This window comes from Streptomyces sp. NPDC050535 (assembly GCF_044457665.1).
Lineage (GTDB): Bacteria > Actinomycetota > Actinomycetes > Streptomycetales > Streptomycetaceae > Streptomyces.
Genome location: NZ_JBITHE010000008.1, coordinates 37,826 through 63,542 on the forward strand (window position 1 = coordinate 37,826; position 25,717 = coordinate 63,542).

At 68.6% G+C, this 25,717-nt stretch carries 24 protein-coding genes and 1 riboswitch; of the genes, 12 read left to right on the plus strand and 12 right to left on the minus strand.

The window, feature by feature from the left end; genetic code table 11:
- The first annotated feature begins 493 nt into the window (after window positions 1-493).
- The 3 genes from ACIBLC_RS19450 (at window position 494) to ACIBLC_RS19460 (ending at window position 2,462) form a co-directional block, all read left to right on the plus strand.
- Window positions 494-1,015, plus strand: a complete 522-nt coding sequence (locus tag ACIBLC_RS19450; protein WP_399212505.1) for an HNH endonuclease — start codon at window positions 494-496, stop codon at window positions 1,013-1,015.
- 134 nt (window positions 1,016-1,149) lie between these two features.
- A complete protein-coding gene (locus tag ACIBLC_RS19455) occupies window positions 1,150-1,440 on the plus strand; it encodes a hypothetical protein (RefSeq protein ID WP_399212236.1) in 291 nt (96 codons plus the stop codon).
- 38 nt (window positions 1,441-1,478) lie between these two features.
- The gene (locus ACIBLC_RS19460) at window positions 1,479-2,462 is read left to right on the plus strand and encodes an IS3 family transposase (RefSeq protein ID WP_399212237.1); all 984 of its coding nucleotides are present in this window, start codon (window positions 1,479-1,481) and stop codon (window positions 2,460-2,462) included.
- A 51-nt stretch (window positions 2,463-2,513) separates the two neighbouring features.
- On the opposite strand, the gene ACIBLC_RS19465 is transcribed toward ACIBLC_RS19460, so the two are convergent.
- From ACIBLC_RS19465 to ACIBLC_RS19490, 6 genes are all read right to left on the minus strand, one after another.
- Window positions 2,514-3,104: a hypothetical protein gene (locus ACIBLC_RS19465; RefSeq protein WP_399212238.1), complete on the minus strand. Its 591-nt coding sequence runs from the start codon at window positions 3,102-3,104 to the stop codon at window positions 2,514-2,516.
- On the minus strand, window positions 3,101-3,409 hold the full coding sequence (locus tag ACIBLC_RS19470; RefSeq protein WP_399212239.1) for a hypothetical protein: 309 nt from the start codon (window positions 3,407-3,409) through the stop codon (window positions 3,101-3,103). The genes ACIBLC_RS19465 and ACIBLC_RS19470 overlap by 4 nt, the downstream gene beginning before the upstream one ends.
- Window positions 3,406-3,618, minus strand: a complete 213-nt coding sequence (locus ACIBLC_RS19475) for a hypothetical protein (protein WP_399212241.1) — start codon at window positions 3,616-3,618, stop codon at window positions 3,406-3,408. Before ACIBLC_RS19475 ends, ACIBLC_RS19470 begins: the two co-directional genes overlap by 4 nt.
- Complete coding sequence (locus tag ACIBLC_RS19480) at window positions 3,615-3,968, minus strand: hypothetical protein (RefSeq protein ID WP_399212242.1); 354 nt, start codon at window positions 3,966-3,968, stop codon at window positions 3,615-3,617. The genes ACIBLC_RS19475 and ACIBLC_RS19480 overlap by 4 nt, the downstream gene beginning before the upstream one ends.
- A gap of 331 nt (window positions 3,969-4,299) precedes the next feature.
- Window positions 4,300-4,584 (minus strand): hypothetical protein, encoded by a 285-nt coding sequence (locus ACIBLC_RS19485; RefSeq protein WP_399212243.1) that lies wholly within the window; start codon window positions 4,582-4,584, stop codon window positions 4,300-4,302.
- 320 nt (window positions 4,585-4,904) lie between these two features.
- Complete coding sequence (locus ACIBLC_RS19490) at window positions 4,905-5,456, minus strand: Uma2 family endonuclease (RefSeq protein ID WP_399212244.1); 552 nt, start codon at window positions 5,454-5,456, stop codon at window positions 4,905-4,907.
- Between the two features lie 882 nt (window positions 5,457-6,338).
- Between ACIBLC_RS19490 and ACIBLC_RS19495 the strand changes: the two genes are divergently transcribed.
- Window positions 6,339-8,288: a flavin monoamine oxidase family protein gene (locus ACIBLC_RS19495; RefSeq protein WP_399212506.1), complete on the plus strand. Its 1,950-nt coding sequence runs from the start codon at window positions 6,339-6,341 to the stop codon at window positions 8,286-8,288.
- Window positions 8,289-8,308: 20 nt separating this feature from the next.
- Here the strand turns inward: ACIBLC_RS19495 and ACIBLC_RS19500 are convergent, their stop codons facing one another.
- From ACIBLC_RS19500 to gcvT, 6 genes are all read right to left on the minus strand, one after another.
- Window positions 8,309-10,267 (minus strand): NAD-binding lipoprotein, encoded by a 1,959-nt coding sequence (locus tag ACIBLC_RS19500; protein WP_399212245.1) that lies wholly within the window; start codon window positions 10,265-10,267, stop codon window positions 8,309-8,311.
- 112 nt (window positions 10,268-10,379) lie between these two features.
- Window positions 10,380-10,667, minus strand: a complete 288-nt coding sequence (locus ACIBLC_RS19505; RefSeq protein WP_399212246.1) for a hypothetical protein — start codon at window positions 10,665-10,667, stop codon at window positions 10,380-10,382.
- An 844-nt stretch (window positions 10,668-11,511) separates the two neighbouring features.
- Window positions 11,512-12,879 (minus strand): L-serine ammonia-lyase, encoded by a 1,368-nt coding sequence (locus tag ACIBLC_RS19510; RefSeq protein ID WP_399212248.1) that lies wholly within the window; start codon window positions 12,877-12,879, stop codon window positions 11,512-11,514.
- A 126-nt stretch (window positions 12,880-13,005) separates the two neighbouring features.
- Complete coding sequence (glyA, locus tag ACIBLC_RS19515) at window positions 13,006-14,280, minus strand: serine hydroxymethyltransferase (RefSeq protein WP_399212250.1); 1,275 nt, start codon at window positions 14,278-14,280, stop codon at window positions 13,006-13,008.
- A gap of 14 nt (window positions 14,281-14,294) precedes the next feature.
- Window positions 14,295-14,672: a glycine cleavage system protein GcvH gene (gene gcvH / locus ACIBLC_RS19520; protein WP_399212251.1), complete on the minus strand. Its 378-nt coding sequence runs from the start codon at window positions 14,670-14,672 to the stop codon at window positions 14,295-14,297.
- Between the two features lie 155 nt (window positions 14,673-14,827).
- Window positions 14,828-15,946 (minus strand): glycine cleavage system aminomethyltransferase GcvT, encoded by a 1,119-nt coding sequence (gcvT, locus tag ACIBLC_RS19525; RefSeq protein ID WP_399212253.1) that lies wholly within the window; start codon window positions 15,944-15,946, stop codon window positions 14,828-14,830.
- A gap of 147 nt (window positions 15,947-16,093) precedes the next feature.
- A riboswitch (glycine riboswitch) is annotated at window positions 16,094-16,195 on the minus strand.
- A gap of 187 nt (window positions 16,196-16,382) precedes the next feature.
- Here gcvT and ACIBLC_RS19530 point away from each other — a divergent pair.
- The 8 genes from ACIBLC_RS19530 (at window position 16,383) to ACIBLC_RS19565 (ending at window position 25,681) form a co-directional block, all read left to right on the plus strand.
- A complete protein-coding gene (locus ACIBLC_RS19530) occupies window positions 16,383-17,069 on the plus strand; it encodes an AAA family ATPase (protein WP_399212254.1) in 687 nt (228 codons plus the stop codon).
- 75 nt (window positions 17,070-17,144) lie between these two features.
- Window positions 17,145-17,951: an enhanced serine sensitivity protein SseB gene (locus tag ACIBLC_RS19535; RefSeq protein ID WP_399212255.1), complete on the plus strand. Its 807-nt coding sequence runs from the start codon at window positions 17,145-17,147 to the stop codon at window positions 17,949-17,951.
- A gap of 204 nt (window positions 17,952-18,155) precedes the next feature.
- Window positions 18,156-18,953 carry an enhanced serine sensitivity protein SseB C-terminal domain-containing protein gene (locus ACIBLC_RS19540; protein WP_399212256.1) on the plus strand — a complete coding sequence of 266 codons (798 nt, stop codon included), beginning with the start codon at window positions 18,156-18,158 and terminating at the stop codon, window positions 18,951-18,953.
- 447 nt (window positions 18,954-19,400) lie between these two features.
- Window positions 19,401-20,399: an ABC transporter permease gene (locus ACIBLC_RS19545; RefSeq protein WP_399212257.1), complete on the plus strand. Its 999-nt coding sequence runs from the start codon at window positions 19,401-19,403 to the stop codon at window positions 20,397-20,399.
- 58 nt (window positions 20,400-20,457) lie between these two features.
- Window positions 20,458-22,206, plus strand: a complete 1,749-nt coding sequence (locus ACIBLC_RS19550; protein WP_399212258.1) for an ABC transporter substrate-binding protein — start codon at window positions 20,458-20,460, stop codon at window positions 22,204-22,206.
- 69 nt (window positions 22,207-22,275) lie between these two features.
- On the plus strand, window positions 22,276-23,283 hold the full coding sequence (locus ACIBLC_RS19555) for an ABC transporter permease (RefSeq protein ID WP_365429249.1): 1,008 nt from the start codon (window positions 22,276-22,278) through the stop codon (window positions 23,281-23,283).
- Window positions 23,280-24,377: an ABC transporter ATP-binding protein gene (locus ACIBLC_RS19560; protein WP_399212259.1), complete on the plus strand. Its 1,098-nt coding sequence runs from the start codon at window positions 23,280-23,282 to the stop codon at window positions 24,375-24,377. Before ACIBLC_RS19555 ends, ACIBLC_RS19560 begins: the two co-directional genes overlap by 4 nt.
- On the plus strand, window positions 24,374-25,681 hold the full coding sequence (locus ACIBLC_RS19565; protein ID WP_399212260.1) for an ABC transporter ATP-binding protein: 1,308 nt from the start codon (window positions 24,374-24,376) through the stop codon (window positions 25,679-25,681). Before ACIBLC_RS19560 ends, ACIBLC_RS19565 begins: the two co-directional genes overlap by 4 nt.
- Window positions 25,682-25,717: the final 36 nt, after the last annotated feature.

Below are 25,717 nucleotides of genomic sequence, written 5' to 3' on the forward strand. Positions count from 1 at the left end.
CGCGGCCGGTCTGCTCTGTTGCTGCGGCTCCAACTACTAGCGAGCTACTACTTTATCCCAGGCTAGTAGATGAGTCTGGCGTCTGTGCAGGTCAGCACATGTCGCTGTGCACTGCTGCGCTCGGGTGGTTGCAGGCTTTGGTTGCTGGGCTTGTCTGGTTGGTTGGTCGCGGCCGGTCTGCTCTGTTGCTGCGGCTCCAACTACTAGCGAGCTACTACTTTATCCCAGGCTAGTAGATGAGTCTGGCGTCTGTGCAGGTCAGGGCTGTGATGGCTTGGGTGCTGCGCTCGGGTGGTTGCAGGCTTTGGTTGCTGGGCTTGTCTGGTTGGTTGGTCGCGGCCGGCCACTGCCTAACTGCCATTTCCGCCTCGCAGCCTACGACGACACCCCGACCCTCAAGCGATGCAGCGGCTGGAGCTCCGACCGTGTCAGTCGCTTCGGAGCCTGCCGGCGTGACGAGGAACGAAACCGCGAACGCGTCCTCGCCGGGGCGGTGCATCGTTCAAAGCACGACAACCGGTGTCAGAACTGTGACCTGCGAATCGATGTCCCGGGGGGTAGCCATAGCGAAGGCGCTCACATTCGAGCTCTCGGGTCCCCGCATAACGGCCCGGACACCACCGGCAACGTCCTCTGCCTGTGCCCGAACTGCCACGTGATGCTCGATGTAGGCGCCATCGTCATTGAAGACGGCCTCACGGTGATCCGCGGCGACCATTCTGCGAGCGTCCTGAGGATCGATCCTCGGCACGCAGCCGATGTCGCCAGACCGTCACGGGCTCTCCAAGCGCGGCGGGTGGAACGCTCCGAAACTCAGTCGAGTGGCCGGGGGCTCGTATGGTTGACCACGACGTACACGCAAACGTCTGCTGTACGACCTCGGTGTCGGAATAATCCCGGCCCATGGATCAGGGGCAGCAGCCGTATGGGCGTCAGGTATCGGTGTCGGCGGGGTTGTAATCACCGCAGGCATGGGGTGGCACGCCGCTCGCAAGGCAGCGGCAGCGCAAATTGAAGCGGCACACAGGGCGGCGGCGGCACAGGTCGACGCGGTCCTTGCTGGCGTGCAAGCGCAGCGCCAAGAAGCGATGTGGTTGGTTCGCAGGGAGGCGTACACCGCGTTCCTACGGACAAGTCGAAGCGCTACGGGTGGCGCTCGTGGAGCTTGCACATCTCTGCGGTGAGGCGATCGACGTCATGGGTAGAGCAGGCAGCACAGTTCCAGATCTGGATACGCCAAGGGATCACCTTGCGCAGACCTACAGGGATCTGTGGCTCCGGGATTCGGCCCTCCGTCTGTCCGTCGACGTGGAGCAAGCCGAGCAGGCGGAGCAGTTGAGGCTGCTGGTTATGAGAGCAGTGGAGGATGTCAGCGTGCTGGTGGACAGGATTTACAACGGCCGCCTCTTTGAGGTTCCCCCGAGATGCGGAGGATGTTGACAGAGGGGCAGATGGGACTCATGAGAGGACCTGTGACCATGGCTGCACCCCGGAAATACTCGCTGGAGTTGCGTGAGCGTGCGGTCCGGATGTACCGAACCTCCGAGCCGAAGCCCCAGATCAAGAAGCTGGCCGTCGATCTCGGTGTACATCCCGAGGCGCTGCGCGGGTGGATCCGCCAGGCCGAGGCGGACGCCGGCGAGCGCGACGACCGTCTCACCACCGACGAACGCGCCGAGCTCGTGGCCCTGCGCAAGGAGAACGTCCAACTCAAGCGGGCCAACGACGGCCTCGGCGTTTTTCGCGGCGCAGCTCGACCCGACCCGGCCCAGGTGACGGCGCTCGTTGACGAGCATCCCCGCCTGGGGGTCGCGTGCGTACTCCGGGAACTTTCCATCCCCTCCTCCACCTACTACCGATGGCGCCGCGCCGAGCGCGAACCGTGCGAACGGCGGCGCCGGGACGCCGAGCTGACCGGGCAGATCCGCGAGATCCACGGCGACTCCGGCGGGCCGCGCGTGCACGCCGTCCTCAAGCGCGAGGGCGTGCGCGTCGGGCGCAAGCGGGTCGAGCGGCTGATGCGCGAGGACGGCCTGGCGGGCGTCAGCCCGCGCCGGGGCGGCTTCACGCGCCGTGACCCGAAGGCCACCCTGGCCCCGGACCTGGTCAACCGGGACTTCACCGCACCGGCACCGAACCGGCTGTGGGTCACCGACCTGACGATGATCCCCACCGGCGAGGGCCCCCTGTGGCTGTCCGCGATCCGCGACGCCTTCTCCCGCCGGGTGGTGGCGTGGGAGACCTCCGCCCGCGCGGACGCCGACCTGGTCCTGACCACGCTGGAGTACGCCCTCGCCTCCCGCGAGGTCGAGCCCGGCAAGCTCATTCACCACGCCGATCACGGCTGTCAATTCACGTCGATCAACCTCACAACCCGCCTGCTGCGAGCGGGAGTTCAGGCCTGTCCATGGGCTCCGTCGGAGACAGTTACGACAACGCCCTCGCGGAGAACCTGTGGATGATCATCAAGACGGAGTGCACCCGCGGCCACGTCTTCGCCACGAGGGCGGTAGTCATGCCGGTACCTCCGCCCGCTCGGACCCGGTCTCGCAGAGGACACGGGTGAGCGTGTCCCACACCTGGTCGGGGTCCCCGGTCTCCAGGATCATCCCGGCTGCCACGTCGAGGGCCTTGTCGATACGCCCGCCGTTGTTCTCCTTCTCTAGGTCGATGGCGCGCAGTACGCGGACAACGTGGGGGCGAGCCGCCGCATGCGCGGCGGGCAGCCGGTCGGTGGCGTCCGCCAGGTCCCAGCCAGCCGGGACCTGGTAGGCGGCCGGGCTGTCGTCGTAGGTGACGACCCTGGGAGTGCCTCTGCCGCTGCCCAGGTGGACGTCCAGGCGGAGCCGGGACGCTTCCCGGAACAGGCCGGTGATGTCCGAGCCCATGCCGTCGAAGATCACCTCGCGGACGGCGTACCCGTGCTGGCGCAGCGAGATGCGGGCGAGCCAGACGGCGGTGCCGGGGTTGGCGAGGTGCCTGTCGTAGATGAGGGTGGCGGTGCCGTCGGCGGGGCTGAGGTCGCGGAGGTTGGCGGCTTTGCCGGGGGAGGTGGTTCCGCGTCGGACCGTGAGGGTGAGGTCGAGGGGGATCGTGGCGGTCACAGCGTCACCTCGGTCTGCTTGGCGGGGATACGGGTCGTGACGAACGGCGCCGGCATGTCAGGCACCGGTACCCCGAGCGCCTGGGCGAGTAGGTACCGGGCGACGGTGTCGTGCTCCAGTTCGCTGCGCCCGGTCGGCATGGTGAGCCGCAGCTCACCTGTCTTGCGCTGGACGATGACGGCGCCGAAGAACGCCCGGTCGGTGATCGGGGAGTCGGTGAGGGTGACGCCCAACTCGCTGATGAGTACGGGCAGGGGGGTGTCCATCAGGTGGTCGGCGTACGGCTTCGTGGTGGAGACGGTCACAGCGTCACCTCCGTGGCCTTGTCGGTGTACAGCTGGCGGAGGCGGAGGAAGATGTCGTCCGCGAGTTCCTTGGCTTTCTGCGTGGTGTACACGTCCGGGAGGGCCTTCCGCATCGCCTCGTCGACCGCCCCGGGGAGGACGGCGGCGAGCCGGTCGGGGAACGCGGTGGGGGTGGCGGCGGTGGCCTTGTCGAAGTCGGAGAAGGTCATACCGGCATCACGCCCTGGTGGGCGAGGAGGGCGCGTGCGGCCCACAGGCGGGTGGAGGGAGCCTGTCCGGCGGGGACAACGAGGAGACGGGTGCCGTCCTTGTGCTGCAGGTAGTGCCCGTACAGGCCGTCGAATGGACCTTCCAACTCCACGACCTGGATGCCGTGCGCAGCGGTAAGCGCCTCGAACACGGTGGTGGGGTTGTTGATGGCAGCCAGGATGCGGGCGGAGTCCTGCTCGGCGCGGGCCTGCATTTCTGCGTCGAGATTGAGGGCTTCGGGCTGTGGAGGCAGAGAAGCTAGGTGCTTGGTGACGCCGACGGGAGTAACGCTTGTTGCTGTTTTCGCCATGGTCTTGCTCCTTCAATGCAGGAGTTGGGCCCAGACCTCGGGACCGTTGACGTAACCACCGGCCGAGGGCGTTCTGCTATCGGTGGTAGTCGCCCTGGCGAGGGCGGAACAGGCGTCCTTCTCCGTTCGGGGGACGCTGCCCCCGAGACCGATTACCGCCCTGCTAAGAAGCGCGTAGAATGCGCCTTTTTTGGAGATCTTGGGTGACCGCGACGAGGACCGCGGTATCGACGTCGACCGGTGCGGCCTCGGCGAGTTCGACCTTGAGGCTCGGGGTGCAGGCCTTCATCGAGACGGGGCGAGGTCGTGGGCCTTGAAGATGCGGGTGATCTCAGCGAGGTCCGGGCCTGCCGCGAGGACGGAGTGCGGAGACGCGCCATGTGCCGTGGGTGCCGGCGGGCAGCCTCGCGAGGACCTTCTTCGCGGTGCGCTCGCCACGGTCAGTGCGGCGGGCCTGGTCGGCGGCGTGCTCGTACTCGCGGGCGGCGGCCTCGATCTGCTCGACTGGGGTGCTCTCGTCGACCTCGTCCAGGCCGGCCGGGTTCGGGGCCTCGGCGATCGCGGTCTTGGCTTGGTCGGCAATGAGGGCGGCGGGGGCGACGACGGAGCGGACCACGTCGGTGATGGCCGAGCTTGCCCCGCACCGGATGAACGGTGCGGGGATGTGAGAAGAGCGTCTTCGCGTCGCAAGGTCGGTGCGCTGGACGCCCTTTTGTCGCCGGGTCCAGTACTGGAGTCCCGCCCGACGGGGCCCGGCCCAGCCCGCCGCCGGGCCTTCCTGGGGCCAGAATGGGGCGGGAAAGACAGGGAAGCCCCGGGAGTGATCACCAAACCCCGGGCGCCCAATGCGTGGAGTTCTTCAGTCGCGGTTTCGATGATCGTGCCCTCGCCGACCGGCTGCCGGGCCTCTTCCTGCTTCGGGGCGCGTTCTCAGACTCAGTGAGTGTCGGGCTCCGGGTCCGGCAGGGGGAGTTCGTCGAGGTCGAGGGTGAAGGTGCGGCCGTCGGCGAGGGGGATGGGGAGCTTGCCTGTGCCGTACGCGCGCTTGAGCGCGGTGCTGTAGCCGCTCGCCGTGGGCTCGGTGTGCAGGACGACCTCCCGGGCGTAGGGGTCCACGACCAGGTAGACGGGGATGCCGTAGCGGCCGTACTTCGCGGTGCAGTCGTCGTAGTCCTTGCGTGCTGAGGAGGTCGAGACGACCTCGGAGATCAGCAGGACGTCCGCGAAGCTGTACCGCTTGCCCTCCTTGCGCGCGTCCTCGCGCAGGATGGCCAGGTCGGGGGCCGAGTTCTCGTCGGCCGGGAAGTCGATGTAGACGTCAGAGGTGACCTTCGCATGACGGCCGAGGGCGAGAGAGTCGATCTGCATCGACTTGATCGTGCTGGAGTGCTCTTCGCTCTGCGGGGTCATGATGATCTTTCCGTCGGCGCCGAAGAACACCACGTATCCTGCGGGGAACTCGGTGTGCGTGATCGCGTCGACACTCATGGACGGTGCTCCTTCCCGTGTGCCGTCATGATACGGCGGGCAGAGCCGCTCCCCATGGGGGACATCCGTGGCATGTGCGCACACCGCAGCCGCCCACCAGGCACGGTCAGATCATGCACCGGTCACTACCTGAGGTAGGCCGCATCCCGGGCATCAAGATCACGATCTACGGCTGGAATGGTCGGTGGCGGTGGCCTAGGTGTCCAGGGGATGGGGCCTTGTCCGAGTCCGACAACTCACCGATTCGAGACCCGTCGCTTCGGGAGCGCCCGATCCGGTGGCCGCTTGGTGGCCGGACGCCTTTGGACGGGACAGTACGGGGTAACAGGGGGCAACCTGCGGTAAGCGCTCTGATCAGGCACGACATCACTCGGCGGCAGCACGCGGTATCCGGCAACACGATCCCTCACGGTCTCGTAACGCGTAGGTCTCGGGTTCGAATCCCGAAGGCTCCATGGGAGGAGCACCTGTCCGCCTGCCGATGCTGACAACCTCCTGACGAGCCCCGTTCTCAACCTCGGTGAGCACTCACCGCTGTGGGCCCCCTCACGCGTGCCGCTGGTACGCCGCCGCACGTGCGGACGCTCGGCCGCGGGGTGAGCGGGACCTCCTGAGGTACGTGAGCGCACAGCCGCCTGCCCGAGCCGGGCCGGCTTCCATGGCGTCGGCGCCGTAGGTGACCTGTGAGAATGCGAGCGGACTCCGACCCTGACCCAGACCGCCCCCGCGTAGCGGTCGCCCGGCCCGGACCCAAGGCCGCCCGTACGAATCTCAGTTCGTCAGCACGGGACGGCGCTCGACGCACGTCCGGGTGGCATTTTCCCGCGCGGGTGCATTCTGTCCGTTCGGGTCCGGGCGGGCGGCGAGAGTTGGGTCATGATCATGGATCCTGCTGCCAACTCCGAAACCCCTGAAGCTCCCGGCACCCCCGGCGGGCCCGCACCGGCGCCCTCCCGCCGTACCGTCATCGCCGGCGCGGCAGCCATCGCCGGAGCCGGCGGACTGACTGTCGCCGCCACCTCCGCCGGGACCTCGCAGGCCGCCACCGCCACCGCGGTCACCGACTGGGGCGCCTGCCTGACGATCGCCCGCGCCATCCTCGTACGGGACGAGCAGGACCAGCCGCTGGTACCGCGCTACGCCGACATCCTCCTGAAGAACGGTCTGCCCCGCTCGCGACGCCCCGGCAAGAAGGTGCTGATCGTCGGCGCCGGGCCGGCCGGCCTCGCCGCCGCAGACCTCCTGCGCGAGGCCGGCCACCAGGTCACCGTCATCGAGGCCAACGCCAACCGGGTGGGCGGCCGGATCAAGACCTTCCGCACCGGCGGCCACGAGAACGCCGCCCAGCCCTTCGCCGACCCGAAGCAGTACGCCGAGGCCGGCGCGATGCGCATCCCCGACAGCCATCCCCTGGTCACCGGACTGATGGACAGCCTCGGCCTGAAGCGCCGTCGCTTCCACCTGGTCGACGTGGACGGGGCCGGCCGCCCCGCCTACCGGACGTGGATCTACGTCAACGGCATCCGCGTCCGCCGCGCCGACTACGCGCGCGCCCCGCAGGCTCTCAATCGTTCCTTCGGAGTGCCGCAGGCGTACGAGTCCGTCCCCGCCGCGCAGATCGTCCGCGATGCCTTCGCCCCTGTACGCAAGGAGATCGAGGGCAAGAAGGACAAGGAACTCGTCGAGGGCTGGGCACGCGTCATCCAGCGCTACGGCCACATGTCGATGTACCGCTACCTGACGGAGGTGGCCAAGCTCGACGAGCGGACCATCGACCTGATCGGAACCGTCGAGAACCTCACCTCCCGCCTGCACCTCGCCTTCGTACACAGCTTCATCGGCGCCTCCCTGATCAGCCCCGACACCGCCTTCTACGAACTGCCCGACGGCACCGCCACCCTGGCCGACGCGATGTACGCCCGTGTGAAGGACCTCGTGCGGCTCGACCGCCGTGCCACCCGCATCACCCACGGCGAGGGCAGGGTCACCGTCGAGACCGTCTCCGAAGGCCGCGGCGGCAGCCCCGTACGGCGGGAGACCTTCACCGCCGACACCGCCATCATCACCGTCCCCTTCTCCGGACTGCGCCACATCCCCATCACCCCGCCGCTCTCCTACGGCAAGCGACGCGCGGTCACCGAGCTGCACTACGACGCCGCCACCAAGGTGCTGCTCGAATTCAGCCTCCGCTGGTGGGAGTTCGACGAGGCCGACTGGAAGCGCGAGCTGGAGGCCGTGCAGCCCGGCCTGTACCGGAAGTACCAGACCGGGCAGACGCCGGCGGACGGAACCCTGCTGGGCGCCCACCCCTCCGTACCCGAGGGCCACATCTCCGCGGGCCAGCGCTCCCACTACGCCGCCAGCCGCGCGGTCACCCGCGATCAGCCCGAGGCGGCCCACGTCATCGGGGGCGGCTCGGCTACCGACAACCCCAACCGCTTCATGTTCCAGCCTTCCTACCCCGTCGAAGGGAGCGACGGCGGCGTCATCCTCGCCTCCTACAGCTGGTCGGACGACGCCCTGAAGTGGGACTCCCTGGACGACGAGGAGCGCTACCCGCGCGCGCTCGCCGGGGTCCAGGAGGTGTTCGGGCAGCGCATCGAGGTGTTCTACACCGGTGTCGGCCGCACCCAGTCCTGGATGCGCGACCCGTACGCCTACGGCGAGGCGTCCGTACTGCTGCCCGGCCAGCACACCGAGCTCTTCCGCTACGTCCGCAAGGCCGAGGGCAACCTGCACTTCGCCGGCTGCCACACCTCCATCAAGCCCGCGTGGATCGAAGGAGCCCTGGAATCCGCGGTACGGACCGCCTTGGAAGTGCACACGGCGTAGCGGCCGCCCCGGCGGTGCCGTCAGCTCTCGGCGAGCACGATCAGCCAGTCCTCCTCCGAGAACCGGACCCGCTGCCGCTTGTCGGGGTTGATCCGCACCCCGTGGTCGGGGCCCATGGCGCTCCGCGCGCGCAGCCGGTAACCGACCGCGCATTCCCGGCGCCGCCGCGCCGACTCGACGGCGGTGGCGAACGAGATCTCATGACCGGCCCGGACGTAGTCCGCGGCCGGCTTGAGGTGGAACTCGTGGCCCTCCGCCTTGAACAACTCCTCGAAGACTGCGGCGAGATACGGGCTCTCCGAGATCTGGGTCATCAGAAGGCTGATCAGCCTGCCGCTCACGATGAAGTCGGCGCCGTCCCGGGCGGGCGCGAGGAGCCGGTTGCCGTCGTCGGACATCTCGGTGGTGAGCGCGAGTTCCCGCTGCGCGGCGTCCCCGACGGCCCGCAGATGCAGCAGGGTGGCCAGTGTCCTGTCGTCCGCCCGCCCCTCCGGATCCGTCACCGGAGCGAGGGAGGCGACGGGCGTGTCCGAGGCCGAGCCGCAGGCCGAGGCCGCGAGCTCCGTCTCACCGATCACGATCACGCTGTCGTATGAGGGCACGTCCAGCTTGGCCAGGGTCAGCGGGTCGGTGATGTCGCCCTCGTGGAAGGAGACTTCGAGGCGGGACCGCGCGGCCGTGACGGCTGGCGCGCCGCGCGTGGCCGCGTACTCGCCGAGCGCCACGACGTCCAGGGTGGTTCCCGGGCTCACGTACTGGTCGAGCTGCTCGATGACGAGCGGGGCGCGGCGGTTCCAGCCGAGCAGGAGGAGGCGTTCGGCCCGGGCGGTCCTGGGCCCGGCCGTCACGATCGCGTCCTCCTCGACATGGGAGGCCACGTCCACCCGCACGGCCGTGTCGTCGTCCTGGGAGATGACGATGATCCGGTCGCCCGCGCCGATCGCCGCCCTCGGATCCGGATTGAGGGTAATGCTCCCGTCGGTGTGCAGCAGACCGACCGCCGAGGACGTGGCGAACGACAGCAGGACCTCGCCGAACGTACGCCCCACGAGGCCCCCGGCGGCGACCGGGTAGAACTCGTCGCCCTTGAAATCGAGCAACTCCGAGTAGACGAGCGAGAGGCCGGGCTGCCGGGAAGTGGAGACGAGGAGCCGGGCGACGATGTCGTCGACGCACAGGACGTGCCCCGTGGGCCCGGCGGCCAGCCTGGCGGTCGTGTGGTTGCGGGAGTCACGGACGGCGGCGACCACCACCGCTTTCCCCTCTCCGGCCCCTGGGACGGCCGCGTTGAGGGTGAGCAGGGTCTTCACCACATGGGCGTCGCCGGTGTCCCCGGTGGGAGGCAGCACCAGCACCGCCTTGGCGGTGCGCGGACTGACCCGGCTCAGTTCGGCGGGGTCGGTGGTGCGCCCGTTGCGGCAGATGATCCGCGTCCTGCCACTGTCGCTGACGCGGGTGGAGATCTCGTCCTCCATCCACACCTTGTCCTGCGGGGCGAGCACGGCGACGGCGGAGCGGCGCTGGTTCGCGTTGGCGGCCACCAGCTCCCCGATCACGGGAAAGACCTGGTCCGACCACCCCAGGACGACGGTGTGCCGCGTCTCCAGCACGGTGGAGTGGCCGAGGCGCAGCGACATGATGCGCCCGTTGATGCCCGTGGTGATCAGACTGACCAGGGTCGACACGAAGAGCAGCGCCACCAGCGCGAGCGATACGGAGGCCAGCACGTAGAGCGGAGAGCCGACCGCGCCCCCGATCTTCAACGTCTGGCCGACGCTGACCCACACGGCGGCGAGGCGGCCGGAGAGCGTGGCCGGAGCGGCCCGGTCGGACCAGACGAGGACCATGCTCGCCGGAACGACGACGGCGAGGCAGGCCAGGGCGAGCCAGCCGATGAGCGCGGTCGTTCCCCCCGAGACCAGATGGTCGAAGCGGTACCGGAGACGGAGCCGGAGTGACGTCGTGTGCTGCTGCGCCACAACAAGCTCCCGTACATGAGTCGACGCGCCGATCGGAGCGGCCGCCCGCCACTCCAGAAGTCACCCTAGGCAGATCTCTGCTTCAGCCGACCCTGAACCCGACCGACCTCACTCAGAGGTATGAACGCGCCGTGGAAGCCGGGCCGGGCGGGGTGCCGAGCGCGACATTGGTGATCAGGTGCAGCGCTGTACGGGGGCAGGACCGCGCGCCGAGTTCGAGGGCGTCCTGGATGCGTTCGCCGCCCTCGGGAGGTTGCTGGACCGCAGCGAACCGGGCGACCTGACTCACCACGCTCACCGGATCCGCTCCGGAATCGAAGTCCATGGCGATCGTCACCTGGTCGATGACGTGCAGTGCTGTCTCCGCCGTCTGGTGGCCGCGGACATCAGCCCACTCCACCTTGTGCTTGTAGGCATCGAGTGCTTGTAACGGTGCTGTGCACGCGAGTGCTTTGACCCGGCGTACCAATCCGTCATCGGGCGGCGTCGCCGCATGCTGCTCGTCGTCGCCGCACAGCCGCCACGCCGAACGTCGGGCAACGTCCCGCCAGCGCAGTAACGGATAAAGCCACCGGCTCCTCCTCAGCCGTTGAGATCGACGAGTACCTTCTTGCCCATCAGTAGCACCCGAATCAGGAGAAGGAAATTACTACATGATCGCGATCCTTCGGGATGAAACGGATCACCCGGATTGATTCCCTGAGAGGGGCGTGGACTCCGAGGCAAGCGGTCATAAGTCGTGTCGCAGATCCCCTGTTACGCAGGGCCAAGGCGGACTCGCCGCACACGACGGCGCGCGGAGCCCGTGTGCACACGGCCGGCAGATCTGCGTGTGCGGTCTCCGGGGCGTCTGCCCGCGGGTAGACCCCGCGGGAGAGTTCGTCTATCTCGCCTTCCGTGATCAAGTACGCCAGATCGCGGGGGAGAGTAGGGCCTGACGTGCCTACGCCGCCGTGAACGTAGGGGAGAGGCCGGTCAGCCGCTGCTCCAGCGCGAGGTTTCCGCAGCACTCATGTATTGAATGAAACCCCTCAAGTGGGCTTGGGGGATCGATTTGCTACATCCTGGCGAACGGTCGGCGGTCGTGGCGGATCGGAACGGTGATCGGGGGTGCCGCGAACCCCCAGGTCAAGCGCCCATCTCATGGGATCTCCCGGGGACTTTTCGGGGACTTTCCGCTGCGTAAGCAGGTAAGGCCCTGACAGCGCTGAAAGACAAGAACGCGCTGGTCAGGGCCTACTTTCTCAGCACTCGATGATGTTCACCGCCAGCCCGCCCCGGGCCGTCTCCTTGTACTTGACGGACATGTCCGCGCCCGTCTCCTTCATGGTCTTGATGACCTTGTCGAGGGAGACCATGTGGGAGCCGTCGCCGCGCAAGGCCATCTTGGCGGCGGTCACGGCCTTCACCGCGGCCATGCCGTTGCGCTCGATGCAGGGGATCTGGACCAGGCCGCCGACCGGGTCGCAGGTGAGGCCGAGATTGTGTTCCATGCCGATCTCGGCGGCGTTCTCGACCTGTTCGGAGCTGCCGCCGAGGACCTCGGCGAGGGCGCCGGCGGCCATCGAGCAGGCCGAGCCGACCTCGCCCTGGCAGCCGACCTCGGCTCCGGAGATGGACGCGTTCTCCTTGAAGAGCATGCCGATGGCTCCGGCCGCGAGCAGGAAGCGGACGACTCCCTCCTCGTCGGCGCCCGGCACAAAGTTGATGTAGTAGTGCAGGACCGCCGGGATGATGCCGGCCGCGCCGTTCGTCGGGGCCGTGACGACCCGGCCGCCCGCCGCGTTCTCCTCGTTCACCGCCATGGCGTAGAGGGTGATCCACTCCATGGCGTGGGCCAACGGGTCGCCCTCGGCGCGGAGTTGGCGTGCCGAGACGGCGGCGCGGCGGCGGACCTTGAGGCCGCCGGGCAGGATGCCCTCGCGAGCCATGCCGCGCGACACGCACGCCTGCATCACCCGCCAGATCCCGAGGAGCCCGGAGCGGATCTCCTCCTCGGTGCGCCACGCGCGCTCGTTCTCCAGCATCAGCGCCGAGATCGACAGGCCCGTCTCGCGGGTCAGCCGCAGCAGCTCGTCGCCCGTGCGGAAGGGGTACTTCAGGACCGTGTCGTCCAGCTTGATGCGGTCCTCGCCCACGGCGTCGTCGTCGACCACGAAGCCGCCGCCGACCGAGTAGTACGTCTTCTCCAGCACGAGTTCGCCGGAGGTGTCGTACGCGAAGACCGTCATGCCGTTCGCGTGGTAGGGCAGTGTCTTGCGGCGGTGCAGGATCAGATCGTCGGAGAAGGAGAAGCCGATCTCGTGGTCGCCCAGCAGCCGGATGCGGCCCGCGGACCTGATCTCCTCGACCCGCTGGTCGGCCCCCTCCACGTCCACCGTCCGCGGCGAGGCGCCCTCAAGACCGAGCAGCACCGCCTTGGGGGTGCCGTGCCCGTGCCCGGTCGCGCCCAGCGAGCCGTACAGCTCGGCGCGTATCGACGCCACCGAGTCCAGCAGATCCTCGTTGCGCAGCCGCAGGGCGAAAAGGCGCGCCGCGCGCATCGGGCCGACCGTGTGGGAGCTGGACGGGCCGATGCCGATCGAGAACAGGTCGAAGACCGAGATGGCCACGGAAACTCCTCAAAACAGGCAAAACAGGGGTGGTGCAAGGGGTGGGCGCCGCACACACCCGTCGTCCAGTGTGCGCGGCGCCCCGGGGAAACGCGTAAAACGTGCGAACGATGCGAACGGTGCGAACTACTTCAGGCCGGGATACAGCGGGTGCTTGTCCGCCAGCGCGGCCACCCGGTTCTTCAGCGAGTCCGCGTCGTAGGCGGGCTTGAGCGCCGCCGCGATGATGTCCGCGACCTCGGTGAAGTCCTCGGTCGTGAAGCCGCGGGTCGCCAGGGCCGGGGTACCGATGCGCAGACCCGAGGTCACCATCGGCGGGCGGGGGTCGTTCGGGACGGCGTTGCGGTTGACGGTGATGCCGACCTCGTGGAGGCGGTCCTCGGCCTGCTGCCCGTCCAGCTCGGAGTCGCGCAGGTCGACCAGGACGAGGTGGACGTCCGTGCCGCCGGAGAGCACCGAGACGCCGACCGAGGTCACGTCGTCCTGGACGAGCCGCTCCGCCAGGATCCGCGCGCCGTCCAGCGTCCGCTGCTGGCGCTCCTTGAAGTCGTCCGTCGCGGCGACCTTGAAGGAGACGGCCTTGGCGGCGATCACGTGCTCCAGCGGACCGCCCTGCTGGCCGGGGAAGACCGCCGAGTTGATCTTCTTGGCGAGCTCGGCGGTGGACAGGATCACCCCACCGCGCGGGCCGCCCAGCGTCTTGTGGGTGGTGGTCGTGACGACATGGGCGTGCGGTACGGGGTTGGGGTGCAGGCCCGCCGCCACCAGGCCGGCGAAGTGCGCCATGTCGACCATCAGATACGCGCCGACCTCGTCCGCGATCCGGCGGAACTCGGCGAAGTCCAGCTGACGCGGGTACGCCGACCAGCCCGCCACGATCAGCTTCGGGCGGGCCTCCTTGGCGAGCTTCTCGACCTCGGCCATGTCGACCTGGCCGCTGGCGTCGTCCACGTGGTAGGCGACCACGTTGTAGAGCTTGCCGGAGAAGTTGATCTTCATGCCGTGGGTGAGGTGCCCGCCGTGCGCGAGGTCCAGACCCATGATCGTGTCGCCCGGCTTGAGCAGCGCGAACATCGCGGCCGCGTTGGCCTGGGCGCCCGAGTGGGGCTGCACGTTGGCGTGCTCGGCACCGAAGAGCGCCTTGACGCGGTCGATGGCGATCTGCTCGACGACGTCGACGTGCTCACAGCCGCCGTAGTAGCGGCGGCCGGGGTAGCCCTCGGCGTACTTGTTGGTCAGGACCGAGCCCTGGGCCTCCATGACCGCGACCGGAGCGAAGTTCTCCGAGGCGATCATCTCGAGGGTGGACTGCTGGCGGAGCAGTTCGGCGTCGACGGCGGCGGCGACGTCCGGGTCGACCTCGTGGAGGGGGGCGTTCAGAAGCGACTTGGGTTCAGACATGGGGCTACGACTCCTCAGCCGGCGGTGAAAGCGGTGTACTCGTCGGCGGAGAGCAGGTCGTCCGGCTCGTCCGCGACGCGTACCTTGAACAGCCAGCCGCCGTCGAAGGGGGCCGAGTTCACCAGGGCGGGGTCGTCCACCACGTCCTGGTTGAACTCCACGATCTCGCCGGTGACCGGCGCGTAGAGGTCGCTCACCGACTTGGTCGACTCCAGCTCACCGCAGGACTCACCCGCGGTGACCGTGGCACCGACCTCAGGAAGCTGTGCGTAGACGACATCGCCGAGCGCGTTGGCCGCGAACTCGGTGATGCCGACCGTCGATACGCCGTCCTCGGCGACCGACAGCCACTCGTGCTCCTTGCTGTAGCGCAGCTGCTGGGGGTTGCTCATGGCCTGGATTCTCCTGTACGCGGGGGAGTGCTGATGACGGGGGAGGGTTGATGAGCAGGGCGGATGTGCCCGGTGTCGCGGCTGGGCGGTGTACCCGGGTCACGTCTGGCGAACGTGACCGTGGGCGAGCCCGAAGCGCGGCCTGTGGGCCAGTCTCACTTCTGGCGCTTGTAGAACGGCAGCGCCACGACCTCGTACGGCTCGTGGCTGCCCCGGATGTCCACACCCACTCCGCCGCTACCGGGAGCGGAGTGCGCGGCGTCGACGTAGGCCATCGCGATCGGCCTGCCCAGCGTCGGGGACGGGGCGCCCGAGGTGACCTCGCCGACGACCTTGCCCTCGAAGACCACGGGGTACCCGGCACGCGGGACCCGGCGGCCCTCGGCGATGAGACCGACGAGCACCCGCGGAGGGTTCTCGAGGGCACGCTCGGCGGCCTCGGAGAGCGCCTCGCGCCCCACGAAGTCGCCCTCCTTCTCGAACTTCACGACCCGGCCGAGACCGGCGTCGAAGGGGGTGAGCGAGGTGCTCAGCTCATGCCCGTACAGCGGCATGCCCGCCTCCAGGCGCAGGGTGTCCCGGCAGGACAGACCGCACGGGACCAGCCCGGCCGGCGTTCCCGCCTCGGTCAGCGCCTGCCACACCTTCTCTGCGTCGCCGGGGGAGACGAACAGCTCGAAGCCGTCCTCGCCGGTGTAGCCGGTGCGCGCGATGAGCGCCGGAACGCCCGCGACCGTGCCGGGCAGACCCGCGTAGTACTTCAGGCCGTCGAGGTCGGCGTCGGTGACGGACCTGAGGATGCCGGAGGACTCCGGGCCCTGCACGGCGATCAGCGCGTAGGCGTCCCGGTCGTCGCGCACCACCGCGTCGAAGCCCGCCGCGCGCTCCACGAGCGCGTCCAGCACCACCTGGGCGTTGGAGGCGTTCGCCACGACCATGTATTCGGTCTCGGCCAGCCGGTACACGATCAGATCGTCGAGAATGCCGCCGTCCGCCCGGCAGATCATGGTGTAGCGGGCGCGGCCGACGCCGACCGAGGCGATGTTGCCGACCAGCGCGTGGTTGAGGAGCGCGGCGGCCTGGGGCCCGGTGACGGTGATCTCGCCCATGTGGGAGAGGTCGAAGAGGCCGGCCTTCGTGCGGACGGCGAGGTGCTCGTCGCGTTCCGAGCCGTAGCGCAGGGGCATGTCCCAGCCGGCGAAGTCGGTCATCGTCGCGCCGAGCGAGCGATGCAGGGCATCGAGCGCGGTGTGACGGGGGGCGTTACTGCTCATCGGTGGGGCTCCCAAGGCATGACGGCGAGGTCGTTCCTCCCCATCTGTCATCGGAACCTGAGAGGTTCATCACGACCCCGCGAAGCGGTGGTCATGATTTGCACCTTGGGTGGGGCCACCGGTCGGCGGCCCGCTTTTCAGATGTGCCTCGCCCGCGCGGTACGGGGCCTGAGAGATTCAAGGGAGGGACTTGCTCCTTCGGCGCCCAGGGTGACGTGCGGTGCCCTGGGACTCTCCCGCGCGGATTCAAGCGGCCGGTATGCAGTTGGCGCGCACATCATTGCACGCATCCCGGAGACACGGGAGGGGCGCCCCTGAGTGATTCACAGCGCCTTCGAAGTGACCTGTAACCAGCCTGTGGCAGTCCGATTACGGAAACAGGAAGCATCGCGCATTACCTTCTCTTTACACTTGGCGGGGATGGGAGTCCAGACCCATGGGGAGGACGATCACGGTGAACAGGACCACGGCGTACGCGACGACGGCGGGCCTCGCGCTGCCCAAGCAGCCCGGTGCCCCGGCCCGGGAGGCATGCGACCCGTTTCCGACGGCTGTCGTCCGCGACCTCAGGGACCGCGCGGGCCACAGCCCGCACGGGCTGCACTTCGGCACCTCCGACGTCGTCGTGGTCACGGGACTTCCCGGCAGCGGAAAGTCGACCCTGATGCGCCGCGCCGTCTCGGGTGCGCGCATCGACTCGCAGGACACCCGCGACCACTGGGACGGACGGATGTCCGGCCGGCTCCCGTACGCGGTCTACCGGCCCCTGGTCCGCCTGGCCCACTACACGGGCCTGCGCCGCGCGCTGCGTTCCGGCGCCGGCGTGGTCGTGCACGACTGCGGCACCCAGGCCTGGGTGCGCCGCTGGCTCGCCCGCGAGGCCCGCCGCCGGGGCGGCGCGCTGCATCTGCTGCTGCTCGACGTCACGCCGGGCACGGCACTGGACGGCCAGCGCGAACGCGGCCGCGGCGTCTCGCGGTACGCGTTCGCACGTCACCGCGGCGCGGTCGCCCGGCTGCTGCGTTCCGTGGAGAAGGGTCACCTGCCGGAGGGCTGCGGCTCGGCCGTCCTCATCGACCGGGACGCGGCGGACGTGCTGCGGCGGATCGACTTCGGCGGCTGATCCCCCGAACCCGTTAGGGTTTCTCGCCGGACACCCGGAACACCGGAACAGCGGTTCAAAGCAGGCGGTAGACAGATGGACTTCCCCGACTTCGCCGGCCTCCCGGCCCAGGCGTACCCCCACCCGCACGGCGGATGGCCCGGCAACGAACTGGAGGAGGTGCTCGCCGCGTCCCTCGGTGTGCCCGCGGGGCCCTCCTCGGGTGCCCGAATCGTCGAGGTCCTCGGCCGCAGTTTCGTCTGGGTCCCGCTGCCCAGCGGCGGCGGCCCGCAGAGCGGCCCGCTGGACCTGCCCACCCTGGAGATCGCGGGTCAGGCGTACGTTCCCGTCTTCAGCTCAGAGGAGCAGTTCCGCCAGGTCACCGGCGGGCACATGTCGTACACGATCGCGCCCGCCGTCGAGTTCGCACGCGGACTGCCCCCGCAGGTGGGCATCGCGGTCAATCCGGACGGGGTGGTCGGCGTACCGCTGCCGCCCCCCGCGGTCGCCGAGCTCTGCCGCGCCGGGCGCACGCCGCTCGACGGGTCCGCGAGCGGCGGCCGGGTGCGGCTCTTCGAGCCCGACTGGCAGGACGACCCGGTGGACTTCCTGTCCGCGGCCTCCGCCGAGTTCGCCGGGACCGGCGTGGTGCTGAGCGCCCGCCGCTGCCTGGCCAGCATCGAGGGCGGCGGGCCCGCGATGTTCGTCGGCGTCGAACTCTCCCTGTGGGAGGGCGAGGCCCGCGCGCTTCCGCTGGACGCGCTCGGCCGTGCGCTCGGCCGCGTCGCGGTGCCGTGGCCGGTGAACCTGGTCCTCATGGACGTGGCACAGGACCCGGTCTGCGACTGGCTGCGCACGCGGGTCCGCCCCTTTTACCAGCAGGGCCACCAACAGGGTCACTAGCGGCGCGGTCGCGAGGATCCCGCCGGATCACCACAAGTCCCGAGCTCTCGAGCGGCTTTCCCAGCGGAGCGTCCACGTCGCTGTCAGGATCGCCGCTTAAGCTGGTTTCATGGGCCGGTGCCGGTGTTGACGCATGTTCGTAACCGGCACCTCCGGCGTAATAGGTGAGTTGGTCGTGATTTCTTCGCGAAGGGGCGGTTCAGGGTGAGCGCGTCGGGCACGGCCGCGGCCGGGCAGGTCGAGCACATGCTGCGCCAGGTGACGCCCGGGCGTTACGACGCCTACGAGGCGCTCCTGCGCGCGCTCGCGGCCCCGTCGGCAGGCCAGGTCTGGATGCTGCTGTGGCACGGCCAGTCCGGCTCCCCGGACGCGCAGTACGGGAACATGGAGGTGGACGGCTTCGGCTACGCGCCCTGTGTCACCTCCGCCCAGGAGCTCTCGGCCAGCGGCTGGAACCGCAGCTACGAGGTCGTCGACGGCCTCGACGTCGCCCGCACCCTGTACCCCGACCAGTTCGGTCTCTGGCTGAATCCGCACGCCCCCGGCGGCGGCGTCGGTATCCCCTGGCTCGATCTGCGCCGGATCGCCACCGGCCTCGAGCGCCAGCCCGCCGGACCGCTCAGGCTCTCCGAGCCGGGCATCGAGGTCCCGCAGTTCTACGCCCTGCTCACGCAGAACGCGCACCGCACGTCCGCCGTGCGCTCGCTGCGCCGCGCCTGGGTGCAGCCCGCGCTCGGGGCGCCCTATCTGGCCATCGGTCTCGATGTGTACGACACGTCGCCGCCCGCCGTCGACTCGGTGCGCGCCATGATGCAGCAGTCCATCGGCGCGGTGCCCGACGGGCTGCCCGTTTCGACCGTCGCGATGTCCGACGAGTACGACCCGGTGGCGATGTGGCTGCGCTCGAACGCGCGGCCCTTCTACGACCGCGAAGCCCACGCGGCTCCGGCCCAGGCGCCGGTGGCCGGTGGCTACGGCTATCCGCAGTCCCGGTCATACTGATCCCTGTTCCGCATCTAAACCTGTTCTGGCCCCCGCACGTCCTGATCTCCGCATGCCCCGACCTCGCGTCTGACCTGCGGATCGACAGACGTAAGGGCTGGATGTCCCCTTTGGGGCTGACACTGGCCGAAAGGGCTCTCCATGGCCCCTTCGACCCCAACTGCCCCCTGTCCGCCCCGCGTTACCCACTGTTCGGATAACGGAATCCACTTAACCGCATCACGGTTGCGCATACTTTCTCCATCAGACCTGGCACGTGATCGTGGCGGCCATGAAGACTCCCGTGCAGACATGGGGTCATCGATCCTGTGAGCGAGTGCAAGTCGACGGAACAGCCCGGGTTTCCAGGCCGCATCATCTGCGGCCCCTCCCGGCATGCAAGTGAACCAAGCCGCAGACAGCGGCAGGCGTAGGCCGGTCACCACCGGTCAGAGGGGTCGGGTCATTGTGACCGCACCGATCGAGACCACCGGGTCGGAAACGGAAGTGCAGCCGGAGGCTGTGCTGGCCGGAGTCGACAAGGGGCAGATCGAGGGCCGTTCCCTGGGGCAGATCGCCTGGACGCGCTTCAAGCGCGACAAGGTGGCGGTCGCCGGCGGTGTCATCGTGGTGCTGCTCATCCTGCTGGCGGCGCTCTCGCGCCCCATCCAGGCGGTGTTCGGGCTCGACCCGAACGCCTTCAACCAGGACCTGATCGACCCCAACACCTCGCTGCCCCTGGGCGATTTCGGCGGGATGAGCTGGGCGCACCCGCTCGGCGTTGAGCCGAAGTTCGGGCGCGACATCGCCACCCGCATCCTGGAAGGCTCCTGGGTCTCACTGGTCGTCGCCTTCGGTGCCACGATCCTCTCGAACGTGATCGGCACGGTCCTCGGAGTGGTCGCCGGGTACTACGGCGGCCGGGTCGACACGATCATCAGCCGGCTGATGGACACCTTCCTGGCCTTCCCGCTGTTGCTCTTCGCCATCGCGATCTCCGCGACGCTGCAGGGCGGCGCGTTCGGCCTCGAAGGACTCCCGCTGCACATCAGCGTGCTGATCTTCATCATCGGCTTCTTCAACTGGCCCTACCTGGGACGCATCGTCCGCGGCCAGACCCTGGCCCTGCGGGAGCGCGAGTTCGTCGACGCCTCCCGGGGGATGGGCGCGAGGGGGCCGTACATCCTCTTCCGAGAGCTGCTCCCGAACCTGGTCGGCCCGATCATCGTCTACTCGACGCTGCTCATCCCGACCAACATCCTCTTCGAGGCGAGCCTGAGCTTCCTCGGCGTCGGCATCCAGCCCCCGCAGGCGTCATGGGGCGGGATGATCAGCGAGGCGGTCACCTACTACCAGGTCGATCCGCAGTTCCTGATCGTGCCCGGCCTCGCGATCTTCGTCACCGTGCTGGCGTTCAACCTGCTCGGCGACGGTCTGCGCGACGCTCTCGACCCGCGCAGCCGCTGACCTGTGGCAGCGCCGAGCGTCCATCAAGTTTTCCAACAATGGAGGGGACCCGAACATCATGCGAAGGTCAGCGCTGGCCGCAGTTGCGGCCATCGGCAGTGTGAGTCTGCTTCTCGCAGGCTGCAGCAAAGCCGATGACAACACGAACGACGACACGAAATCAGCTGGGGCCAACGCAGCGACCAAGGACGTCGTCAACGCCTCCACCCAGAAGGGTGGGACGGTCACGTACGAGTACTCCGACGTCCCGGACTCGTTCGACCCCGGCAACACGTACTACGCGTACATGTACAACCTCAGCCGGTTGTACGCCCGCCCGCTGATGACCTTCAAGCCCGCCGCGGGCGACAAGGGCAACGAGCTGGTCCCGGACCTCGCCGCCAGCGCGGGTGTGCCGAGCGACGGCGGCAAGACCTGGACGTACAAGCTGCGCTCGGGTCTGAAGTACCAGGACGGCACGGCGATCACGTCGAAGGACGTGAAGTACGCCGTGGAGCGCTCCAACTTCGCGCGTGACGTACTCTCCCTCGGCCCGAACTACTTCCAGCAGTTCCTTGAGGGCGGCGACAAGTACAAGGGTCCCTACAAGGACAAGAGCGCCGAGGGTCTGTCGTCGATCGAGACGCCGGACGACACCACGGTCGTCTTCAAGCTCAACCGCGCCTTCCAGGAGTTCGACTACCTGGTCGCCACGCCGCAGACGGCTCCGGTGCCGCAGGCCAAGGACACCGGCGTCGACTACGTCAAGAGCATCGTTTCCTCGGGCTCGTACAAGTTCGCGAGCTACGAGGAGGGCAAGCAGGTCACCCTCGTCCGCAACGAGAACTGGGACGCGGCGTCCGACCCGCTGCGCAAGCAGTACCCGGACAAGATCGTCGTCAAGCTGAAGGTCAACGCCGAGACGATCGACCAGGACGTCATGGCCGGTAACGCCATCGACCTGGGTGGTACGGGTGTCCAGGCCGCGACGCAGGCCAAGGTGGTCAACTCCGCCGACCTGAAGGCCAGCACCGACAACACCTACGGTGGCCGTCTCGTCTACATGGCGATCAACACCAAGCTCGCCCCGTTCAACAACGTGGCCTGCCGCAAGGCCGTCCAGTACGCCATCGACAAGGTCTCGGTGCAGACCGCCGAGGGCGGCCCGATCCGCGGTGACATCGCCACCACCGTCCTCCCGCCGGACATCCCCGGCTACGAGAAGTCGGACATCTACGCCACCACCGGCAACAAGGGCGACGTGGCCAAGGCCAAGGACCAGCTGAAGGCCTGCGGCAAGACGTCGATCAACACGAACATCTCCGCGCGCAGCGACCGCCCGGCGGAGATCGACGCGGCCACCGCGATCATCAACTCGCTGAAGGCCGCCGGCATCAACGCCAGCCTGAAGCAGTACCCGTCGGGCAAGTACTTCACCGACAACGCGGGTGTCCCCGAGTTCGACAAGAAGAACAACATCGGTCTGATGATGATGCAGTGGGGTGCCGACTGGCCGTCCGGCTACGGCTTCCTGCAGCAGATCCTGCACGGTGACGCGATCGGCGCGTCCGGCAACACCAACCTGTCGCAGCTCGACAACACCGTGGTCAACACGACGTTGGAGAAGGCGATCGGCACCGAGGACAAGACCGCGCGTGACGCCCTCTACACCGAGGTCGACAAGAAGGCCATGGAAGAGGCGGCGCTCGTTCCGCTGACCTACTTCAAGGTCCTGCTGTACCGCCCGGCCGGCTTCACCAACCTGGTCTCCACGGCGGCCTTCAGCGGCCAGTACGACTACCTCAACATCGGTACGACCAAGAAGTAGCCCCGGAAGGCAGGTGAAGGCATTGGTGCCCGCGGGCTTAGCGGCCCGCGGGCACCAGCGCCGATCCCCGTGATCTCGTACATCCTCCGCCGGATGGCCGCCGCAGTGATCCTGCTGCTGGTCGTCACTGCGGTCACCTTCGCCATCTTCTTCGTACTGCCGCGGTTCGCCGGTCAGACCGCCGACTCGCTGGCCCAGCAGTACATCGGGAAGAACCCGTCGGCGGCCGATATCGCCGCGGTCAAGCACAACCTCGGACTGGACCAGCCCCTTTACGCCCAGTTCTGGCATTTCATCAAGGGGATCGTGGTCGGGGCCACCTATGACCTCGGCCCCACCACGGCGCACTGCGACGCGCCGTGCTTCGGCTACTCCTTCAAGACCCACCAGGCGGTCTGGCCGGAGCTGACCTCCCGCATTCCGGTGACGGCCTCGCTGGCCGCCGGTGCCGCCGTGCTCTGGCTGGTGTCCGGTGTCACGGCCGGTGTGGTCTCCGCGCTCAAGCCGCGCTCGTTCCTCGACCGCACCTTCATGGGCATCGCCCTCGCCGGTGTCTCGCTGCCCATGTTCTTCACGGGCAACCTGGCGCTGCTGCTCTTCACCTTCCAGTGGCCGATCTTCGGCCAAACGTACGTCCCGTTCACCGAGAATCCTGCGGAGTGGGCCAACACCCTCTTCCCCGCGTGGTGCTCGCTCGCACTCCTCTACTCCGCCATCTACGCGCGGCTCACCCGCTCGGGCATGCTGGAGACGATGAACGAGGACTACATCCGTACGGCCCGCGCCAAGGGTCTGCGTGAGAGCAAGGTCGTGGTGCGGCACGGGCTGCGGGCCGCGCTGACGCCGATCATCACCATCTTCGGCATGGACCTCGGTCTGCTGCTCGGCGGAGCCGTGATCACCGAGTACGTGTTCTCGCTGCCCGGCATCGGCCAGTACGCGGTACAGGGCATCACCGACAACGACCTGCCCAAGATCCTCGGTGTCACTCTGATCGCCGCCCTCTTCGTCGTGATCGCAAATCTTCTGGTGGACCTGCTCTACGCAGCCGCCGACCCGCGGGTGAGGCTCTCGTGACCGAACTGTCCAAGACCGGCGCCGCAGTAGGCGAACCCGTCACCGCGCGCTCCGACGCGCCGAGCGCCTTCCTCGAAGTACGCGACCTCAAGGTGCACTTCCCGACCGACGACGGCGTGGTCAAGTCCGTCGACGGGCTCAGCTTCTCGCTGGAGAAGGGCAAGACCCTCTCCATCGTGGGCGAGTCGGGCTCCGGGAAGTCCGTCACCTCGCTGGCGATCATGGGCCTGCACCGGCTGGGCGCGGGCGGCAAGCACGTCCAGATGTCCGGCGAGATCTGGCTCGACGGCAAGGAACTGGTCGGCGCCGACCCGGACGAGGTGCGCAAGCTCCGCGGCCGCGAGATGTCGATGATCTTCCAGGACCCGCTCTCCGCGATGCACCCGTACTACACGATCGGCAACCAGATCGTGGAGGCGTACCGCGTCCACCACAAGGTCGACAAGAAGACCGCGCGCCGGCGGGCCATCGAGATGCTCGACCGGGTCGGCATCCCCGAGCCCGGCAAGCGTGTCGACAGCTACCCGCACGAGTTCTCCGGCGGTATGCGCCAGCGCGCGATGATCGCCATGGCACTTGTGAACAACCCCGAACTGCTAATCGCGGACGAGCCGACGACCGCCCTCGACGTCACCGTCCAGGCGCAGATCCTCGACCTCATCCGCGATCTGCAGAAGGAGTTCGGCTCCGCCGTCGTCCTCATCACCCACGACCTGGGTGTGGTCGCCGAGATCGCCGACGACGTGCTGGTGATGTACGGCGGCCGGTGCGCGGAGCGCGGTCCCGTCGACATGATCTTCGAGCAGCCGCAGCACCCCTACACCTGGGGTCTGCTCGGCTCGATGCCGCGTATCGACCGCGAGACGTCCGAGCGGCTCATCCCCGTCAAGGGCCAGCCGCCGAGCCTCATCAACATCCCCTCGGGCTGCGCCTTCCACCCGCGCTGCCCGTACGCCGACCTCCCGAAGGGCAACGTCACCCGTACCGTGCGCCCCGAACTGCAACTGGTCGGCAGCGGGCACTACTCCGCCTGTCACCTCTCGCCGGAGGACCGCACGCGGATCTGGACCGAAGAGATTGCGCCGAAGCTGTGAGTGAGACGAAGAAGAGTGACGCCGCCGAGGCGGCGGTGATCCCGCAGCAGGCAGCGGCCTCCGACGACCGTGAGGTGCTGCTCAGGGTACAGGGGCTGAAGAAGCACTTCCCCATCCGGAAGGGCGTCCTCCAGCGCCAGGTCGCGGCCGTCAAGGCGGTCGACGGCATCGACTTCGAGGTGCGCAAGGGCGAGACGCTGGGCGTGGTCGGCGAGTCCGGCTGCGGCAAGTCGACCATGGGCCGGGTCATCACCCGGCTCCAGGACCCGACCGAGGGCAGCATCGAGTTCGAGGGCAAGGACATCACCCGGCTCGGCGCGGGAGGGATGCGCCCGCTGCGCCGGGACATCCAGATGATCTTCCAGGACCCCTACGGTTCGCTGAACCCGCGGCACACCATCGGCTCGATCGTCTCGGCGCCCTTCCGGCTCCAGAGAGTGGAGCCCGAGGGCGGCGTGAAGAGGGAGGTCCAGCGGCTCCTCGAGCTGGTGGGCCTCAGCCCCGAGCACTTCAACCGCTATCCGCACGAGTTCTCCGGCGGCCAGCGCCAGCGCATCGGCATCGCCCGCGCGCTCGCCCTGAAGCCGAAGCTGGTCGTGGCGGACGAGCCGGTCTCGGCCCTCGACGTGTCGATCCAGGCGCAGGTCGTGAACCTGATGGACGACCTCCAGACGGAGCTCGGCCTGACGTACGTGATCATCGCGCACGACCTCTCCGTCGTACGCCATGTCTCGGACCGCATCGCGGTGATGTACCTCGGCAAGATCGTCGAACTCGCCGACCGCACCTCGCTGTACGAGGCGCCGATGCACCCGTACACCAAGGCCCTGATGTCCGCGGTGCCCGTCCCGGACCCCAAGCGCCGGGGCGCCAAGAGCGAGCGCATCCTGCTCAAGGGCGACGTGCCTTCGCCGATCTCGCCGCCGAGCGGCTGCCGCTTCCACACGCGGTGCTGGAAGGCCACGGAGATCTGCAGGACGACCGAGCCGCCGCTCATCGAGCTGAAGCCCGGCCAGCAGGTGGCCTGCCACCACCCGGAGAACGCGAGCGACCAGGCGCCGCAGGACACGGTGCTGCTCTCGGCGGCCAAGGTGGCCCTGGAGACGGTCGAGCTCGTCCCCGCGGTCGAGTCCGCCGAGGTGTCGGGGGAGGCTCCGGCGGAGGTCGCGTCCGCGGCCTCACCGGCGCCCGCGCCGCTGCCGTCGGCTTCGGCTTCGGCTCCGGTGCCGGCCCCGGAGGCTGCCTCCGAGGAGGCCGCACCTGAGGGCAGCGAGTCCAAGGACCCCAAGGGGCCCAAGGACTAGCCGCCCAAGCAGGGCCGAACCACCGCGAAGGGGAGA

What these genes read in the sequence shown, in the direction of transcription:
- glyA (WP_399212250.1), bottom strand. Translation starts at nt 14,280, where the DNA reads ATGTCTGAACCCAAGTCGCTTCTGAACGCCCCCCTCCACGAGGTCGAC.
- ACIBLC_RS19530 (WP_399212254.1), top strand. Translation starts at nt 16,383, where the DNA reads ATGGGGAGGACGATCACGGTGAACAGGACCACGGCGTACGCGACGACG.
- ACIBLC_RS19550 (WP_399212258.1), top strand. Translation starts at nt 20,458, where the DNA reads ATGCGAAGGTCAGCGCTGGCCGCAGTTGCGGCCATCGGCAGTGTGAGT.
- ACIBLC_RS19460 (WP_399212237.1), top strand. Translation starts at nt 1,479, where the DNA reads ATGGCTGCACCCCGGAAATACTCGCTGGAGTTGCGTGAGCGTGCGGTC.
- ACIBLC_RS19475 (WP_399212241.1), bottom strand. Translation starts at nt 3,618, where the DNA reads ATGACCTTCTCCGACTTCGACAAGGCCACCGCCGCCACCCCCACCGCG.
- ACIBLC_RS19480 (WP_399212242.1), bottom strand. Translation starts at nt 3,968, where the DNA reads ATGGCGAAAACAGCAACAAGCGTTACTCCCGTCGGCGTCACCAAGCAC.
- ACIBLC_RS19495 (WP_399212506.1), top strand. Translation starts at nt 6,339, where the DNA reads ATGGATCCTGCTGCCAACTCCGAAACCCCTGAAGCTCCCGGCACCCCC.
- gcvT (WP_399212253.1), bottom strand. Translation starts at nt 15,946, where the DNA reads ATGAGCAGTAACGCCCCCCGTCACACCGCGCTCGATGCCCTGCATCGC.
- gcvH (WP_399212251.1), bottom strand. Translation starts at nt 14,672, where the DNA reads ATGAGCAACCCCCAGCAGCTGCGCTACAGCAAGGAGCACGAGTGGCTG.
- ACIBLC_RS19490 (WP_399212244.1), bottom strand. Translation starts at nt 5,456, where the DNA reads ATGAGTGTCGACGCGATCACGCACACCGAGTTCCCCGCAGGATACGTG.
- ACIBLC_RS19535 (WP_399212255.1), top strand. Translation starts at nt 17,145, where the DNA reads ATGGACTTCCCCGACTTCGCCGGCCTCCCGGCCCAGGCGTACCCCCAC.